The organism is Alcaligenes sp. Me129 (assembly GCF_050487245.1).
In the GTDB taxonomy this organism is placed as follows: Bacteria; Pseudomonadota; Gammaproteobacteria; order Burkholderiales; family Burkholderiaceae_B; genus Alcaligenes; species Alcaligenes phenolicus.
This window is the reverse complement of sequence record NZ_JBKQGX010000011.1, coordinates 95,051-111,127: the sequence shown is the minus strand read 5'-3', so window position 1 is coordinate 111,127 and position 16,077 is coordinate 95,051. Positions and strand designations below refer to the sequence as shown.

Here is a 16,077-nt window from a genome sequence, read left to right as displayed (position 1 = left end):
ACTTAGGCGGCTAAGGTGGCCAGATCGATGCGCTCGGCACGGTTCAAGGCACTAGCCACTTTCACGCGCAAGGCATTGGAATGCGATAGACGCACTTCTTTTTTCACATCCAACAGTTGCTGCGGATGCATGGAGAATTCTTTCAGGCCCAGCCCCAGCAACATGCGAGTCACCGACGCATCCCCCGCCATTTCCCCACAGACCGCCACCGGTTTGCCAGCACGATCAGCCGCGTTGATCGTGTGTGCAATCAAACGCAAAACAGCTGGGTGCATGGGGTCGTACAGGCTGGCAACCTCGGCATCGCCCCGGTCTACAGCCAGAACATATTGAATCAAGTCATTGGTGCCGATGGACAGAAAATCCAGTTCCTGTACAAAGGGCTCAATGGCGATGGCTATGGCGGGCACTTCCACCATGGCTCCCAATAAATAGTTGCGTGCGAATGGGGTACCGGATTTTTCCAGTTCCCGAGCTGCCGACTCAATAGCCTGACGACTGGCATGCACCTCGTTCATGGAGGAAATCATGGGGATCAAAATACGGATTTGTCCATGCAAGCTGGCACGCAACAAGGCGCGTAGCTGGGTGGCAAACATCTCGGGCTTGTCCAGACAGTAGCGAATTGCACGCAAGCCCAAGGCCGGGTTAGTCGCTACCGTAGCATCTCCATCCAGGGTTTTATCGGCCCCAATATCCAGTGTACGGATAGTGACGACCTTGCCCTTCATGGCTTTTACCACCCGGGAGTACGCTTCGTACTGTTCCTGCTCGGAAGGCAAATCCGTGCGTCCCATGAACAAAAACTCGCTGCGGAACAAGCCAATGCCATCGGCACCAGCTTTCAAAGCCAGCTCTGCCTCCTCGGGAAGCTCGATATTGGCTTCCAGGCGGACGTTAATCCCATCCAGCGTCATCGCTGGCGCATCCAGCAACTCTTCCAATTCGGCCCGTTCGCGACGATAGGCTTCCTGACGCTCCCGGTATTCGGCCAGCACTTGCTCCGACGGATTCACAATCACCGCACCCGAGAAGCCGTCCACAATCAGAAAGTCGCCATCGCGTATCAGACTGCGGAAGCTGCCCAAACCCACGACAGCAGGAACACTCAAGCTGCGAGCCACAATCGCTGTATGCGAGGTGGGCCCACCCAAATCCGTCAGAAAACCGGCGAAATGACCACCGCGCAAGCGCAGCATATCTGCCGGGGAAATATCGCGTGCTACCACAATCAGCGGCTCTTCCTGAGCGGCTGAAAAACCAGGCAGCAAAGCAGGCTTGCCTGCCAGAACGCGCAATACGCGCTCGATGACCTGGCGGACATCAGCACCACGCTCGCGCAGGTATTCGTCTTCCATTTGGGAGAACTGCTCAACCAGCATCTGACCTTGCGAGGTCAGAGCCCATTCTGCGTTGTAGTGACGCTCGGCAATGATGGCGCAGGTTTGCTGCGTCAGCATGGGATCGTCCAAGAGCAGACTGTGCACCGTCAAGATAGGAGCAAGCTCGCGTGGCGCATCCACAGGCAACTGATCAACCATGGCTCGAAGTTCATCGCGAGTGCTAGCCATGGCGCTTAACAAGCGCTGGCTTTCAGAATCGACGTCTTCGGCGGCAATCCGGTAATGAGGGACTTCCAGTGCTGCTGCGCTCATTACCACGGCCTTGGCAATGGCGTACCCCTTACCGACTGCTTGGCCTTGAGCGGTAAACATCGCGGACAAATCAGACGCCGGGGTTCGAGCTGCAGCACTATTCATGACCAGATTTCTTCCTTATTCGTTTTCACCAAACTTGGCGTCAAACAACGCCTGAATATCATTGAGGGCCTGATCGGCATCGTCACCCTGGGCGTCGACAACCACAGTGACCCCCATTCCGGCGGCCAGCATCATGACACCCATAATACTTTTTGCATTCACGCGCTGAGAGCCACGCGCGATAAAAATCTCACTGCTATAACGGCCGGCCAACTGGGTAAGCTTGGCTGCTGCCCGTGCATGAAGACCTAATTTATTACTGATCGTGATGGATACGCTAGGCATAAGGGCAACTGGAAAAATGAAAGTGAAAATTCAAATTAGCAATGGCAGTCGGCGTGAACAATGCCACGCAATGCGCCTGCCATGACATCCTGAGCGAACTGCTCGGGATTGTCACGTCGCTCGGTCAAGGCTTTCAACACCATGCACATATTGGTGCCGGTCAATAAATAAGCGCCCTGCCCTTGATCTTGCAAAGCTTGCTGGACTCGACGTGCCACATTAAAGGGGGTGGCACCGTAAAGATCACACAGTATCAGTGTGGCGGGCGAGTCCGGCGCTTGCGTTTGCAACTGCCCCAGCAAGCGGTCCACCGCCGTATCCGTGCATTCGTCGGCCTGAATGTCAAAGACAAACAGATCGGGCTTTTCGCCCAGGACGTGCTCGGCACAGCTGGCAAACGCACTGGCCAGGGGCTCGTGCATGATCAAGGCAAGGCGAATCACGCGCGTCCCGTCGCTTTTTCGACGGCCTCGGCAAAACGCTGCGCAACATCAAAGCCAGTCTGTTCAGTAATTTCAACGAAACAGGTTGGGCTGGTCACATTGATTTCCGTGACGTAGTCACCAATCACATCCAAACCAATCAGCAGCAAGCCACGTGCGGCCAGCACAGGGCCCAGCGTACGGGCAATGTGCCAGTCGTGTTCGGACAATGGCTGGGCAACCCCGCGGCCACCTGCGGCCAGATTGCCGCGTGTCTCGCCCGCCAAGGGAATGCGAGCCAGGGCGTAAGGTACAGGTTCGCCGTCAATGATCAGGATGCGCTTGTCACCCTTGACGATTTCAGGGATGTAGCGCTGCGCCATAATGGTTTGCGTACCATTGGCTGTCAGCGTTTCCAGAATCGCACCCAGGTTGGGTTCGGGATCTTGCAGACGGAAAATACCCATGCCGCCCATGCCATCGAGCGGCTTGACGATCACATCCTTGTGTTCCTGGTGAAAGGCGCGCAAGCGGGCCATGTCCCGGGTGACCAAGGTGGGTGGGGTAAATTCCGGAAATTCGGTAATAGCGAGTTTTTCAGGGTGATTGCGAATAGCCTCGCCTGAATTGAATACCTTGGCCCCCTGCTCCTGCGCAAAGCTGAGCAAGTGCGTGGAATAGGAGTATTCCATATCGAAAGGCGGGTCTTTACGCATGATGACTGCATCAAAGACATTCAATTCCTGCTCGGTGGCAGGCTCGGGATGTGTCCACCACGAAGGCGCACGCAAATCGGCATCTGCAGCAATACTGACAGCCTGACTGCGCGTACGAACCCGACTTTGGGAAATGTACAAATCAGACTGCAAGGTCACGCTGACGCGATGACCACGCGCCAGAAATGCACGCATCATGGCAACGGAGGAATCCTTGTAAGCCGACAGGCTGGGCAAGGGATCAATGATGAATAAAACGTGCATATGACACCTAGAGAAAAACGCCTTTGCAGCCGGGCTGCAAAGGCGATTGTGCCCGACCCGCTACTTGGGAGCGAGTCGAGCGACGCATAATGCTCCTGGGCGGATCCAGGCAGTATCGTGCAAGAGTATCAGGACGCTTTCTTGCGAGGCGCCAAGACCATGACCATTTGACGGCCTTCCAGCTTGGGCATGGCTTCAACCTGACAGATTTCGCTGACTTCGTCGCGAATCCGTTCCAGTACGCGCATACCCAGTTCCTGGTGAGCCATTTCACGACCACGGAAACGCAAGGTCACTTTTACCTTGTCGCCATCATCAATAAAACGCTTCACATTACGCAGCTTGACCTGGTAGTCGCCTTCGTCCGTACCGGGACGGAATTTGACTTCCTTGATCTGAATGATTTTTTGCTTGGCCTTGGCTTCTTGTTGGCGTTTCTGTTCCTGATAGCGGAATTTGCCGTAATCCATCAAACGGCACACCGGTGGTACAGCCGCAGGGGCGATTTCCACCAGATCCACATCATGCTGTTCTGCCATTGCCAAGGCGTCAGGCACCTTGACGATACCTAGCTGCTCACCCTCGACTCCAATGAGTCGCACCTCTGGAATACGAATTTCACCATTGATGCGATGTTTTTTCTCGGTTGCGATGTCGAAAACTCCTAAAAATGTCGATAAAAACGATAGCGTTCCTGTTTTACTGACGGCTATCGATCTCTTGCTTCAATCGTGCTGAAAAATCGGCTATTGGCATGACGCCCAAGTCCACGCCACCACGCGCACGCACGGCGACTGCGCCGTTTTCACGCTCTTTTTCACCCACGACCAGAATATAGGGCACTTTTTGCATACTGTGCTCACGGATTTTACGAGTGATTTTTTCACCACGCAAATCAGAGGAGGCACGGAATCCCATTTTCTTCAGGTTTTGCGCCACGGATTGAGCATAATCGGCTGAACTTTCGGAAATGCAGCATACCACCACATGCTCAGGAGCCAACCAGGCAGGCAAGGCACCGGCGTGGTTTTCAATCAGCATGCCGATAAAGCGCTCGAAGGAACCCAAAATAGCACGATGCAACATGACAGGCACACGGCGCTGATCCTGGGCATCCACATACTCGGCACCCAAACGGGCCGGCATGGAGAAGTCCACCTGGATGGTGCCACACTGCCAATGACGACCAATGGCGTCTTTCAGCGTGTACTCAATCTTCGGACCGTAGAAAGCGCCCTCGCCTTCCGAGATCTCGAACTCGCAGCCAGTACGGCGCAAGCTTTCGATCAGGGCTTGTTCAGCCTTATCCCAGACCGCATCGTCACCGATACGCTTTTCCGGGCGAGTAGCCACTTTGTACAGAATTTCGGTAAAGCCAAAGTCCGCGTAGACGGCTTGCAACTGAGCGGTAAAGGCAGCGCACTCGTCTTGCAGTTGGTCTTCGGTACAGAAAATGTGGCCGTCGTCTTGGGTAAAACCGCGTACGCGCATCATGCCGTGCAAGGCACCCGAGGGTTCGTTGCGATGGCACTGACCGAACTCGCCGTAGCGGATAGGCAGTTCACGGTAGGAATGCAGACCGGAATTGAAGATTTGCACGTGACCGGGGCAGTTCATGGGCTTCAAGCCGTAAACACGATTCTCCGACTCAGTCGTGAACATGTTTTCAGCGTAGTTGTCCCAGTGACCCGTTTTCTTCCACAGCGACAAATCCAGAATTTGCGGTGCTTTCACTTCCTGGTAGCCATTGTCCTGATAGACACGGCGAATGTATTGTTCGACCTGTTGCCAGATCACCCAACCTTTGGGGTGCCAGAAAATCAGACCGGGGGCCTCTTCCTGGAAGTGGAACAGATCCAGTTCACGGCCCAGTTTGCGGTGGTCGCGTCGCTCGGCCTCTTCCAGCATGGTCAGATAAGCTTGTTGATCTTCCTTGGTCGCCCAGGCAGTCCCGTAAATGCGTTGCAGCATTTCGTTATTGCTATCGCCACGCCAGTAAGCCCCGGCTACTTTCATCAGCTTGAATACTTTCAGCTTGCCAGTAGATGGCACGTGAGGGCCACGGCACAAGTCAATGAAATCGCCTTCGCGGTACAGGCTGATCGGCTCGTTGGACGGAATGGAGGCAATGATCTCTGCCTTGTAGTCCTCGCCAATGCTCTTGAAGAACTCGACGGCATCGTCGCGCAACCACTCTTCGCGGGTAACCACTTCGTCTTTCTTGGCCAGTTCCGCCATTTTCTTTTCAATGGCTTCCAGATCCTCGGGCGTAAAGGCACGCTTGTAGGAAAAGTCGTAATAAAAGCCGTTGTCAATCACCGGGCCGATGGTAACTTGGGCATCCGGAAACAAGCTCTTGACCGCGTAAGCCAGCAAGTGAGCGGTGGAGTGACGAATCAAATCCAGACCGTCAGCGTCTTTGGCGGTAATGATGGCCAAATTGCTGTCCTGGTCGATCACATACGAGGTGTCCACCAGACGCGACTCGGTGCCGGGCGTGCCGACACGGCCAGCCAGGGCGGCGCGGCCCAAGCCAGTACCAATCGAGTTCGCCACTTCGCTGACGGAAACCGGGCCCTGAAACTCTCGCTGGGAGCCATCGGGCAGTGTGATTCGGACCATAACACTTCCTGAAATAAAAAACGCGGCCTTGAAAAAGCCGCGCTTTTGAATTGAACGTTCTTGGAAAGCAAACGAAACGCTACGCGGCCACGGCTAGATTTGCCGACGGGTAGTTCGCGTTGAGTTCATAAGATTCTGCTTCCCAAATAACACATTTGATTGAATAAGTTTATCACCTTCGCCCGCTATCGCGGCGTTGTATCGCCACAAAAACCACATTTGGCAAAGAATTCAGTCCATACGGGGATACCAGCTACGGTAAAAGGCCCATTCTTCGGATTCCGAACCGTCTTTCATCAAGCAGGTTCCGTAGGCACCACGTCCACTTTCATGAACAATGGTTTGCCCGCCCATGCGCTGACAAAAAGTGGAAGCCAGATTGGCCTGCCCGACTGGTTTGGTGGCCGTTTGGGGGGAGCTGGCGCATGCCGACAACATCAAAGAACCTGCACAGGCAGAAACTAAGCGGAAAAACATGATTTCCTTCTCCTTGACCTGATGTTTGCTGATGCCTGACAAATCATTCGAGATGAAGACTGTCCAGGCCGCGTCTGCTGTTAGCGCAGGGTTAAAACCATCAAGCGCTGGTCGCGAAACAGATCGTGGAAGTAGCTTACTACACTTGTTTGATATGAAAAGTGTGCGAAGGCAAGCGTGCAGCAAAAGCAACACGTCAGGTAAAAGAAGCTGCTGAAATCAAGCGTAAATATCGGTGCTTTATTGCAAAGCACGACAAGGCTGGGTGTAGATCAAGAGCGATGCAGCCAAAAAGACAACAAAATAAAGCCCAAAATACCGCAGCCAGCCAGCATTAATACCATAGGTACATAATCGATCAGATTCGAGGCATTAATCATGGCGTACATCCCAAAGTCCCAACTAAAACAAGCTTGAGAGTATGGTAGCGGGCCATCTTCAGAACATGAAGTCAACGATTATCAAGATCCGACACAGAGACAACACAAAGACTAGTATTAGGCTACACAAGCTTACTTTTGCGGCAAAAATCTTCGCAAAAGTGCATAACACGCAACAAAAGGCCAGGAAAAGACGTTTTGTGCCTGCTCCCTATCCATTGAGCATTGTAAAAATGGCGTAAACCACAGGAACAGCCAAGGGGGTAATCATTAATAAAGCCGTATCTCGCTTCCACGTCTTGGGACGGGTATAACAGAGTGTGACTCCCAGCAGGACTGTCACCAGCAGATACAAGCCAATAATAATGATAGTGGCTGCCATATCCTCTCCCCTTTGTGATTTGTTTTGCTGTGCTTTTGGTATTTACAAAGTCAGGGCTTGCGCTGCGTCTTGTCCGAACATGGGTGGAAAGGTATTGGCCGCCCACTGTCCTAATCGTGCCGCCGCTGCCTGGCTGGCCAGCTTCAAGGCTTCTGTCGGTTCCAAACCCCGTTTCCAGGCCAGGGCAAAGCTGGATAGAAAGGCATCCCCTGCCCCCACCGTTGAGCACACCGCCACCTTGCACACAGGCTCCACATACTGCTGACCATTAAAAGCCAACACCGCCCCCTGCACACCCAAGGTGATCAACAAGGCTTGTTGAGGGTGATGCTGCAGACGCGCAGCCAGCTCGCACGCTTCCTGAATCGATAATTCCAGCTGAATATCGGCGTCCTGAACGCCTGCCAGCATTTGGGCCTCCACCGCATTCAGGCCCAGCACATCTGCGCGTGCGTAGACCTGCTTGAATCCCTGGCCTTGATGCTGCAAACACGCCACACTGGGATTTACCACCAGGCAGGCCGAGGTCTCCCTTCTTTCCGCCAAGGCCTGCGCCACGCTTTCCATAGGCTGCAAGGCCAAGGGAGCCACATAAATCAGGTCTGCTTGCAAGTCTTGAGCCTGGACACGCAGGCAGGCATTTGCCCCACGTCGTGCCAGCACCGAAGCACTGCCGGACGGCTCGACCAGGACGATGGCTTTACCGGTGGGCTGATCAGGACAGATCTGCATACTGCTGACGTCCACTCCCAACTGCTCGATATGTGAACGCAAACGCTCACCCAGGCCGTCTCGACCCAGCGCCCCCAGTAGCCGAACCGACTCGCCTTGCTCCATGAAGCTGGCTGTCGCATTAAGCGCCCCACCACCTGGATACAAGTCGATCGAGCCCACTTCCTGCTTGTCGCCACGCGCCAGCTCGGCTGGCATGCCTGAGACCACAATATCAACGGTAATACTGCCAATCGCTACAAGCTGCACCCTGAACCTCGGCCATGAAAAAAGAGAGCATGAATCTGCTTGGAGCAGTATACCCACGGGCGCAAGCAGATAGTCTATGGTGGAAAATCAGGGCTGGGCCAGTCGTGCAAAGTCGAACAAGCGCACACATCTTTTCAGCCTGTTTGGGGGCGCAGAATAATCCGACTAATGGTTGATGCAACAGACATCACAAAAATCTGGCTCAAGATAAAAAGACATGCTAAATTACTGTTCATCCATACAGCAAAAAGAAGCATCATGTCCTATACCATCACTTTGCACGACGCTCCTTCCGATATCACCGAACGCGGCCGCCGCGAGGCTGAGGAGCGTTTTCGCCGCAGCTTAGAAAAAGTCATGCAAGGCCCGGAGGCCGTGGTCCAGGCCTATCGAGCGTGGCAACTGGCCGAAGAGACGGCAGAGACGGAATTGTCCGGGGAAGACATTGCCCTGGCCAAAAAATGGATTGCCGCCGCCACACGCGCCATGAGTGATGGCTTTCGTGATCTGGGCGAGTCCGAAGCGTACTTTGAGGTCCGTATCGAACGCTAATATAAAAGCCAGCAAATAGCTGGCTTTTACGATCTGGCATCAGGACTTTGCCGAAGGGTGGTCACGGCGCATCAGCTCCCACTCCTCGATCACCGTGCCATCCGGCAAGGTGCACATGCCCACTTGCCCTGTTGGTGTGTTGACGATATCCAAACGCCCGCCCTTCTCCACGCAATAAGCCGAGGCCGGATTGGCAATACCTACGGGTGGCTGTGTCGAGGCTTGATTGGCGCAAGCAGACAAGACGCCGACCAGTCCCAGGATTCCCCATTTCTTCATCGTGTTCTCCGGATAAACTCTGTACTGCAGTGTACTGTGCACGGACTAGTTTTCAGGTTGATTTTTTGGTGCTGTCAAAGGATTGGAAATATTTTCCCAGTGCTGGCAGCGAACTGAACGGTGTTCACCGTGTGGAATGAACTTGCAATCCATACCAACCTTGGCTTTGCCATCCACAAAAGGAAAGGCAAAATCGTAACGGGCCGGAATCCAGATTTTCAATGATTGATCGTGAAAGCCCATTTTCCCTTTGGCGACGAAACGAGCCAGACCCTCTTCAAAATAATCAGGGCCGTTGTCGTAAATAAAGGGACGCAGAACTGCTTCGCCCCTTTCATTCACATAAACCCAGCCTTGTTCATCCTGTATCAGGCTTTGCCCTTGAGCGACGGGGACAAATACAGGCAGTAGCGCCAACATCAAAGCGAACAGGGTTGAAACAACCCGACGCCCGGATCCCAGTCCAGCAGCTTGCAACCCCGCAATTACCGTTGCTTTTGCTGTTGCTGTTGCTGTTGCTGTTGCTGTTGCCGCACCAGTATCCATGTACGAACCCATGCCATTGCTCATATCGCGTACAGTTTCCACCTTAGCCACCACACTAATACGATTACTGGCACCAAGCCCAGTCCCAGTCCCAGTCCCAGTCCCAGTCCCAGTCTTATAGCTTGCGCGCTTCAAACGAAATAATTCCGTCAGTGTCCTGCGGTGTCTTGCCGTACTGATACCCGCCGGAGATAACAATCTCGCCAAAACCCACTTGCTCCAGCGCCATGCGCAGTTCCTGAACACCCCACCAACGCAGCGAGAACTGTTCCAGCTGGGTTTCCAGCAAGACACCATGCTCCCACAACTCGTAGCGATGCATTTCACGGCTTACCTGAGCGCAATAGTCCTTGTCCAAGGCGGTGGCATTGAGAGTAATAAGCCCATGCGGAGCGGCCGACCAAGTCCGCATGCCTGGATGCACACTCAAAATCGCCGCCACCGGGTCCAGATCCAGCAACAGTCGCCCACCTGACTTCAGGCTGGCATGAAAACGGCTTAGCGCGGCCATGCCTTGCTCAAACGAATCCAGAAGCTGAAAAGAGCCAGCCGGCACCACAATCGCCTCCAAGGAGCGGTCTGCTGTGAAATCCGTAAAACCGGCCAGTTGAAGCTGTGTCGTCAAAGAACGCAGTTCCAATTCACGGTGGCAATAATCCAGCATTTCCTGCGACAGATCGAAGCCGCTGATATCCAGCCCCGCCTGCAACAAGGGAATCAGAATGCGCCCTGTGCCTACTGCGGGTTCCAGAATGGGTCCGCTTGTGCCTTGCAAGCGCTCCAGGTAGTACTCCACATCCCCGAAAGAGCGTCCTACCGGCTTGTCCAGGTGATACACCAAAGAAGCCAGCTTGCCGTAGCGATTGTTCATCATTGTTCTACATCCTGCTATTTGTCTTACTCAACAGCCTGAACACGCATTTCGGCGCCTTCCACCGCCAAGACCACAACCGCAGCGCCCTGCTCCAGGTTTTGGGTCGCTGTGGCACTGTAATAACTATCGTTGAGCCGAATACGTCCACGGCCGTTCACAAAGCTTTCGCTGACCTGCGCGCGAGCCCCCACATAGGCGCTCAAGCCGGTATTCACAATATCAGGCTGATTGGCCCGGCTGTGTCGTTGCCAACGTACACCAACGACCACCCACCCCAACATGGCCACGGCCAGAATCAGCCATTGCAACCAGGAGGGAGCATCCGGCCAGGCGGCGGCAAACAAACCCACCGTCAAAGCCCCCAAACCCAGCCACAGCAGATAGACGCCAGAGATGACGACCTCGGCAGCGATCAGCACGACGCCAGACACCAGCCAGTACCAAAAGGAATCAAAAATGAATGACAAGATCAGCACCTCCAGCTATCCGCTTAGCCTTGTCCCAACTTGCTGCCGGTGGTCTTGAGCAGCTCGGTCACACCTGCCACCGCACCGGTAATGCCGCTGGCCTCCAAAGGCATCAGCACCAGCTTGCTATTGGGGCCCGTGCCCACATCACGCAAGGCTTCCACATACTTCAGGCCCACAAAGTATTGCAGGGCTTGTACATCACCGCTCTTGATGGCTTCGGACACTTCGCGGGTTGCACGGGCTTCAGCCTCGGCTTCACGCTCACGCGCTTCGGCACGCAAGATAGCGGATTGCTTTTCACCCTCCGCACGCAACACAGCCGCTTGCTTCTCCCCTTCGGCTTGCAGCACTTCGGCTTCTTTCTGGCCGCTGGCCTTGGTCACGGCAGCACGACGATGACGCTCAGCCGTCATCTGCAGGTTCATGGCTTCCTGCAGTTCAGGAGCCATATTCAAATCACGGATTTCCACACGGGTAACTTTCACCCCCCAAGGTGTCGTCGCTGCATCCACCGCTGCCAGCAGGCGATCGTTAATCACTTCGCGATTGGACAGCATGTGATCCAGTTCCATCGAACCCAGGACCGAACGCAGGTTGGTGGTGGTCAGGTTCACAATCGCCATTTCCAGGTGATCAATTTCATAGGCAGCCTGGGCGGCATTGTCGATGCGATAAAACACGACACCGTCAGCCGTCACGGCCACGTTGTCGCGGGAAATCACATTTTGCGAGGGAACATCCAGCACGGATTCCATCATTTTGAGCTTGCGGCCCACGCGGTCCATAAAAGGGACCAGCAAGGACAAGCCCGGCGTCAGGGTGCGGGTGTAGCGACCAAAGCGCTCGACCGTCCATTGCTGGCCCTGAGGCACAACTTTGACCCCAGCCATCACCACGACCACAGCCAAGAACGCCAACATCACCACAAAAGTAAAGGAGCCACTCATGTCGTCACCATCTCCAAGAACACAACTAAAAAAGCGATTCTAGCCCAGCCTTAATGACAGATCTGCTAAAGCGGATGTTTGACCGCCCCATAGCCTATCCATGTCCCATTTGACCGGGCAGGAGCTAAAGAGAAATGCGGACAAGCTAGACGAAAGGGACGCAGCCAGAGAAAACCGTTGCGCCTTTAAGGACAGATAGAACCCGAAAAAACGAGCGGCTGACTCAATTCAAAATATCGTACAAACGGAAAATCCACAGCCCTTTATAGACTATCGTCAGCACCACCAAGGCCGCCTGATAGCGCTTGCTGGGCACCACCATGGCGATCAGGCCCATGACAATGAACACGGCTTGCTGCAAGGGGTATTCCACACCCAGCGACAAGAAATACTCTTTTCCTTTAATGGCTGTATCGACCAGGTCCATAAGCTGAATCAGCACAAAAATGCCGTAAAGCGAGCGCCGCCGGGTCTGGAAATAATCCTCGAAACCGCGGTATTCCTCCATATTGGACGGAAACAGCAAGGACGCCATGATGGCAAACACACAGGTATACAAAATCAGGAAAAAATACAGCTGAAAGGACCAGACCTGAACCTTCACCAGACTGAATTCATACCACCAAAAATGGATAATCGTCAGGAACAGATACAGCACCCACCCCAAGTGAATGGGATAGACACGCTTGGCTTTGGGGTGTTGGATGAATTCAGAGACGCCTACGATCAGTCTGGAAATGCTGATACCCAGCACCATGCCAATGATGATGCGTACGTGGACAAAATGCTCTGGATGGATCAACTCTGGCGGCACGCGCTGTCCTTGCAAAGTGGCTAATCCTGGCACACCTTAACAGAGTCATTGCAGGGCTCCAAGCGCGTAATTTCCCGCTAAGAGCCCTGATATTTGCGTGAGTATCTTTCGTACCTTCGTCAAAATCCGACTGATCTTTTGCCGAAGGAAACGGTCAAGTCTTAATAACGCGGCGCAGGTGCGTATTGCCCATTGCCTTTGTCAGCAGGAAAAGGATTGGGCGACGGCACGGTAGCTTGAGTAGGAGTCACCGGGCGCACTTCGTAAAGCACCGTACCGATCACACCGATATTGCGTTTGTCCCCCGCCAGAGTGTTCGCCGCGTAAGCCCGGTCCTTGCCCGAGAAACGGAAAGCGGCCACTTCATCAGCACTTTTACGAAAGCCCTCGATACGCAAGACGGCCCCGGCCTGCAAGAGATAGCCGTTATAGCTGCGGCTGCCCGGCTTGCCCGACAAGACATCCAGACCATCTACCGTGGTGATGATTTCATAAGGCGTAGCGCTGCGATTGGTATAGACCAGGACGTAACGTTCCCCTGCTTTACCCGCCAGCTGATAGTTTTTCTGCCCGATGCTGCTGAAAATTGTCAAAGGTGCGTCGCGCCCATCATGCACAGACAATTCCACCTTGCCTTGATCCAGCAAAATGCTGCGCTGGGCATCCAGATTTTGGCCCAAAGCCTGGCGAATACTACGTTCATCGGAATAGGCTAATTGCAGCTCATCACGCAGAGGCTCGACGCGCTGAGCCTGAACCGAATAGGCCCGTGACTCACGCCCTTCTCCCCATTGCGTACCCAAAGTCGAGGCCGTTTGTGGGGCTGCCGCTGAGACCACCTCACGCTGTGCCGATTGTTGAGGCACACTGCTGCAAGCTGATAGCAACAAGGCAGCGGCCAGCACGCTCCACCGCCCACGGTGCCGTGCGAATAATGTTGATTGAGACAGACTCATGCGCTTCCCCTTTTTGTCAGTACAAGTGCCATGACAAGCCCCTGTTGAGCGCGAGTATTCCTGATCTCGCTGCGTTTGTGACGTCAGCAAATTTCTAAATTGAAATTGCCTGTATCAGGAAAAATCAGTAAGGCAACAAACCAAGGCTCACAAAGAGGCCTACTATAAACAGCATTCCTTCTCACGAGCCGCAAGCATGGATATTCAGAACCTACCCTTTTGCACCGTTAACTGGTCCGACATTACTCCTACAGAACACAAAGGCGAAACAGGCATGGCTCTGTGGCGCACCCAGCAATTTGGCCCCATTCGCGTACGCATGGTGGAATACAGCCCCGGTTATCTAGCCGACCACTGGTGTGTAAAAGGCCATATGTTGCTGTGTCTGGAAGGCCGGCTGGACACCGAACTGGAAGACGGACGCCGCTTCACCCTGGAGCCGGGACAGTCTTACCATGTGGCTGACAATGCCGAGCCGCACCGTTCCTCCACCCAGACGGGCGCCAAACTCTACATCGTGGATTAAAGCCTGTTACGTAAAAACACCCTTTAGATGGTCGGAACTGGCTATCTAAAGGGTAAACAATCCCTCTGTGCTGACGTTCATTTTTGTCGTCTACGCCGCATAATTTGCCCCTCCCGCCTTTTATACCAGCGACAGCCTTGCTCCCCGTGACGGTGGCCCTCGCCATGCTGCTTCCTGCATTTGCGTAAGATCGCCAGGCAGGCAGCCGGTTGCCCCGATCTGCCTCTGCCTCTGCCTCTGCCTCTGCCTCTGCCTCTGCCTCTGCCTCTGCCTCTGCCTCTGCCTCCAACAGGCTAGTTCAGCCTGCAGAAATAATCCTTATTTGATTTGCGCATCGACTTTTCAGCCAAGCATAAATACACTACCAAAACGTTTTGGTTGAGCATAAAATCAAAACCAAATCGTTTTACTCATAAATTCGATAAAAACCTAAAGGACTGCAGCAGGCTCTTTAGCACCTGACAATGCAGCACAGGAGACACTGATGAAAGACACCCCCACTGCGCAAGTGGATGAGCTGTATTCCCCTCAGCGCATGATTGCCTTCGGACTGCAACACGTACTGGTCATGGCCGCCTCCCCTATCGCCGCCGTGTTCTTGATGAGCAAGGCCCTGGGCTTTGATGCTGCCCTGACCACTCAGCTGCTGAGCGCCACCTTTCTGGTCTGTGGCATAGGCACCTTGATCCAATCCTTCGGCCCAGCCGGTATAGGCGCCAAACTACCTTTTGTGATGCTGCCCGGTGGTGCGCCCATCATCCTGTTCATTCTGATCGCGCAACAAACCGATCTGCCCACCGCCTCCGGGGCGGTGATTCTGTCCGCCCTGCTGTACTTTCTGATCGTCCCCATCTTCAAACGCTTTTTGCGTTACTTCCCTTCGCTGGTCATCGGCATCATGCTCTTGCTGGTTGCCATCAACCTGGCGCAGATATCCGGCAAATTAATTGCCGGCACACCCGGCTCGGCCAATTTCGGTAATACCGACAATTTGCTGCTGGCCCTGATCACCATTGCATCTACGGTGCTGTTTGCCCGTTTGCTCAAAGGCATGTGCCGCCAGTTGGCTATCTTGCTGGGCTTGATTGTGGGTGCCTTGTCCGCTGCCTTGATGGGCGACATCAGCTTGAGCGGCGTGGGCAGTGGCCCACTGCTGGCCCTGCCATCGCCTTTCCCCTTTGGCCCGCCCAACTTTGATCTGATCGCCGCTTTGCCGCTGCTGCTGTTCACCTTGATTTCCATGGTGGAAGCCACTGGCCAGACCATTGCCTTGAATGAGGTCCTGGGCAAGGAAAACGAGGCCGAACAACAGGCACAAGTCCCCAATACGATCCGTGGCGACGGGCTGGCTTCTTTGCTGGGCGGTATTTTCGGGACCTCGCTGATCATTACCAGTGGTGAAAACATCGGCATCATTCGCGCGACCCAAGTGCGCTCCCGCTATGTCACGGCCGTCGGTGGGCTGTTCCTGATTCTGTTTGGTGTGTTCTCGCCGCTCTCCGCGCTGATCAGCGTCATTCCTGCCTCTGTCATTGGCGCAACCGGGCTGGTGGTCTTTGCCATCGTCGGCACCATGGGCATAGACATGTTGCGCAAGGTAGACCTGCGCGGCCATGCCGCCATGTATGTGGTTGCCACGGCCCTGGCAGTCGGTTTGCTGCCCATCGTCGTTCCCGGCATTTACGACCAACTTCCCTCCCAAGTGCGATTGCTCTTGTCCAACGGCGTTGCCATGGGTGCTCTGACGGCGGCTGTTTTGAACTACCTGTTCATTCACCTCGGCCAGCGCTCGCCCAAACCCGCTCCCCTTCAACATTCTTGATG

Annotated in this window: 19 protein-coding genes; 3 read left to right on the top strand and 16 right to left on the bottom strand. The window is 54.4% G+C overall.

Going from position 1 to position 16,077, the window contains the following annotated elements; genetic code table 11:
* Positions 1–2: 2 nt before the first annotated feature.
* From ptsP to ACLPGZ_RS12935, 9 genes are all read right to left on the bottom strand, one after another.
* Entirely contained in the window at positions 3–1,715 is a 1,713-nt protein-coding gene (gene ptsP / locus ACLPGZ_RS12975) for a phosphoenolpyruvate--protein phosphotransferase (protein ID WP_170978612.1), read from the bottom strand.
* 60 nt (positions 1,716–1,775) lie between these two features.
* A complete protein-coding gene (locus ACLPGZ_RS12970) occupies positions 1,776–2,045 on the bottom strand; it encodes an HPr family phosphocarrier protein (RefSeq protein ID WP_003800381.1) in 270 nt (89 codons plus the stop codon).
* Positions 2,046–2,080: 35 nt separating this feature from the next.
* Positions 2,081–2,488, bottom strand: a complete 408-nt coding sequence (locus tag ACLPGZ_RS12965) for a PTS sugar transporter subunit IIA (RefSeq protein ID WP_009454402.1) — start codon at positions 2,486–2,488, stop codon at positions 2,081–2,083.
* Complete coding sequence (gene gshB / locus ACLPGZ_RS12960) at positions 2,485–3,447, bottom strand: glutathione synthase (RefSeq protein ID WP_083053595.1); 963 nt, start codon at positions 3,445–3,447, stop codon at positions 2,485–2,487. Before gshB ends, ACLPGZ_RS12965 begins: the two co-directional genes overlap by 4 nt.
* Positions 3,448–3,575: 128 nt before the next feature.
* The gene (gene infC, locus ACLPGZ_RS12955; protein WP_080584954.1) at positions 3,576–4,100 is read right to left on the bottom strand and encodes a translation initiation factor IF-3; all 525 of its coding nucleotides are present in this window, start codon (positions 4,098–4,100) and stop codon (positions 3,576–3,578) included.
* 46 nt (positions 4,101–4,146) lie between these two features.
* Positions 4,147–6,069: a threonine--tRNA ligase gene (thrS, locus tag ACLPGZ_RS12950; RefSeq protein WP_009454405.1), complete on the bottom strand. Its 1,923-nt coding sequence runs from the start codon at positions 6,067–6,069 to the stop codon at positions 4,147–4,149.
* 231 nt (positions 6,070–6,300) lie between these two features.
* A complete protein-coding gene (locus ACLPGZ_RS12945; RefSeq protein ID WP_060185794.1) occupies positions 6,301–6,546 on the bottom strand; it encodes a putative hemolysin in 246 nt (81 codons plus the stop codon).
* A gap of 591 nt (positions 6,547–7,137) precedes the next feature.
* Positions 7,138–7,308 (bottom strand): hypothetical protein, encoded by a 171-nt coding sequence (locus ACLPGZ_RS12940; RefSeq protein WP_021446650.1) that lies wholly within the window; start codon positions 7,306–7,308, stop codon positions 7,138–7,140.
* Positions 7,309–7,350: 42 nt separating this feature from the next.
* Positions 7,351–8,289: a carbohydrate kinase family protein gene (locus tag ACLPGZ_RS12935; RefSeq protein ID WP_137430481.1), complete on the bottom strand. Its 939-nt coding sequence runs from the start codon at positions 8,287–8,289 to the stop codon at positions 7,351–7,353.
* Between the two features lie 258 nt (positions 8,290–8,547).
* On the opposite strand from ACLPGZ_RS12935, the gene ACLPGZ_RS12930 reads away from it, so the two are divergent.
* A complete protein-coding gene (locus ACLPGZ_RS12930; RefSeq protein WP_003800394.1) occupies positions 8,548–8,841 on the top strand; it encodes a hypothetical protein in 294 nt (97 codons plus the stop codon).
* A 39-nt stretch (positions 8,842–8,880) separates the two neighbouring features.
* Here the strand turns inward: ACLPGZ_RS12930 and ACLPGZ_RS12925 are convergent, their stop codons facing one another.
* From ACLPGZ_RS12925 to ACLPGZ_RS12895, 7 genes are all read right to left on the bottom strand, one after another.
* A complete protein-coding gene (locus ACLPGZ_RS12925) occupies positions 8,881–9,120 on the bottom strand; it encodes a putative hemolysin (RefSeq protein WP_026482686.1) in 240 nt (79 codons plus the stop codon).
* Between the two features lie 45 nt (positions 9,121–9,165).
* A complete protein-coding gene (locus ACLPGZ_RS12920; RefSeq protein ID WP_429641445.1) occupies positions 9,166–9,708 on the bottom strand; it encodes a WG repeat-containing protein in 543 nt (180 codons plus the stop codon).
* 73 nt (positions 9,709–9,781) lie between these two features.
* A complete protein-coding gene (locus ACLPGZ_RS12915) occupies positions 9,782–10,540 on the bottom strand; it encodes a class I SAM-dependent methyltransferase (RefSeq protein WP_083053597.1) in 759 nt (252 codons plus the stop codon).
* 23 nt (positions 10,541–10,563) lie between these two features.
* Positions 10,564–11,016 (bottom strand): NfeD family protein, encoded by a 453-nt coding sequence (locus ACLPGZ_RS12910; protein WP_239055620.1) that lies wholly within the window; start codon positions 11,014–11,016, stop codon positions 10,564–10,566.
* A gap of 14 nt (positions 11,017–11,030) precedes the next feature.
* Positions 11,031–11,957, bottom strand: coding sequence for an SPFH domain-containing protein (locus ACLPGZ_RS12905; protein WP_009454414.1), 927 nt, complete (start codon positions 11,955–11,957; stop codon positions 11,031–11,033).
* Between the two features lie 223 nt (positions 11,958–12,180).
* Positions 12,181–12,786 carry a hypothetical protein gene (locus tag ACLPGZ_RS12900; protein ID WP_239055619.1) on the bottom strand — a complete coding sequence of 202 codons (606 nt, stop codon included), beginning with the start codon at positions 12,784–12,786 and terminating at the stop codon, positions 12,181–12,183.
* A gap of 146 nt (positions 12,787–12,932) precedes the next feature.
* Complete coding sequence (locus ACLPGZ_RS12895; RefSeq protein ID WP_239055618.1) at positions 12,933–13,727, bottom strand: hypothetical protein; 795 nt, start codon at positions 13,725–13,727, stop codon at positions 12,933–12,935.
* Positions 13,728–13,923: 196 nt separating this feature from the next.
* On the opposite strand from ACLPGZ_RS12895, the gene ACLPGZ_RS12890 reads away from it, so the two are divergent.
* The gene (locus tag ACLPGZ_RS12890) at positions 13,924–14,253 is read left to right on the top strand and encodes a DHCW motif cupin fold protein (RefSeq protein ID WP_026482692.1); all 330 of its coding nucleotides are present in this window, start codon (positions 13,924–13,926) and stop codon (positions 14,251–14,253) included.
* 484 nt (positions 14,254–14,737) lie between these two features.
* A complete protein-coding gene (locus tag ACLPGZ_RS12885; protein WP_035267711.1) occupies positions 14,738–16,075 on the top strand; it encodes a uracil-xanthine permease family protein in 1,338 nt (445 codons plus the stop codon).
* Positions 16,076–16,077: the final 2 nt, after the last annotated feature.

Coding starts and splice junctions, on each gene's coding strand:
- ptsP (WP_170978612.1), bottom strand. CDS start 1,715: ATGTTTACCGCTCAAGGCCAAGCAGTCGGTAAGGGGTACGCCATTGCC.
- ACLPGZ_RS12970 (WP_003800381.1), bottom strand. CDS start 2,045: ATGCCTAGCGTATCCATCACGATCAGTAATAAATTAGGTCTTCATGCA.
- gshB (WP_083053595.1), bottom strand. CDS start 3,447: ATGCACGTTTTATTCATCATTGATCCCTTGCCCAGCCTGTCGGCTTAC.
- thrS (WP_009454405.1), bottom strand. CDS start 6,069: ATGGTCCGAATCACACTGCCCGATGGCTCCCAGCGAGAGTTTCAGGGC.
- ACLPGZ_RS12945 (WP_060185794.1), bottom strand. CDS start 6,546: ATGTTTTTCCGCTTAGTTTCTGCCTGTGCAGGTTCTTTGATGTTGTCG.
- ACLPGZ_RS12940 (WP_021446650.1), bottom strand. CDS start 7,308: ATGGCAGCCACTATCATTATTATTGGCTTGTATCTGCTGGTGACAGTC.
- ACLPGZ_RS12930 (WP_003800394.1), top strand. CDS start 8,548: ATGTCCTATACCATCACTTTGCACGACGCTCCTTCCGATATCACCGAA.
- ACLPGZ_RS12925 (WP_026482686.1), bottom strand. CDS start 9,120: ATGAAGAAATGGGGAATCCTGGGACTGGTCGGCGTCTTGTCTGCTTGC.
- ACLPGZ_RS12915 (WP_083053597.1), bottom strand. CDS start 10,540: ATGATGAACAATCGCTACGGCAAGCTGGCTTCTTTGGTGTATCACCTG.
- ACLPGZ_RS12905 (WP_009454414.1), bottom strand. CDS start 11,957: ATGAGTGGCTCCTTTACTTTTGTGGTGATGTTGGCGTTCTTGGCTGTG.
- ACLPGZ_RS12895 (WP_239055618.1), bottom strand. CDS start 13,727: ATGAGTCTGTCTCAATCAACATTATTCGCACGGCACCGTGGGCGGTGG.
- ACLPGZ_RS12890 (WP_026482692.1), top strand. CDS start 13,924: ATGGATATTCAGAACCTACCCTTTTGCACCGTTAACTGGTCCGACATT.
- ACLPGZ_RS12885 (WP_035267711.1), top strand. CDS start 14,738: ATGAAAGACACCCCCACTGCGCAAGTGGATGAGCTGTATTCCCCTCAG.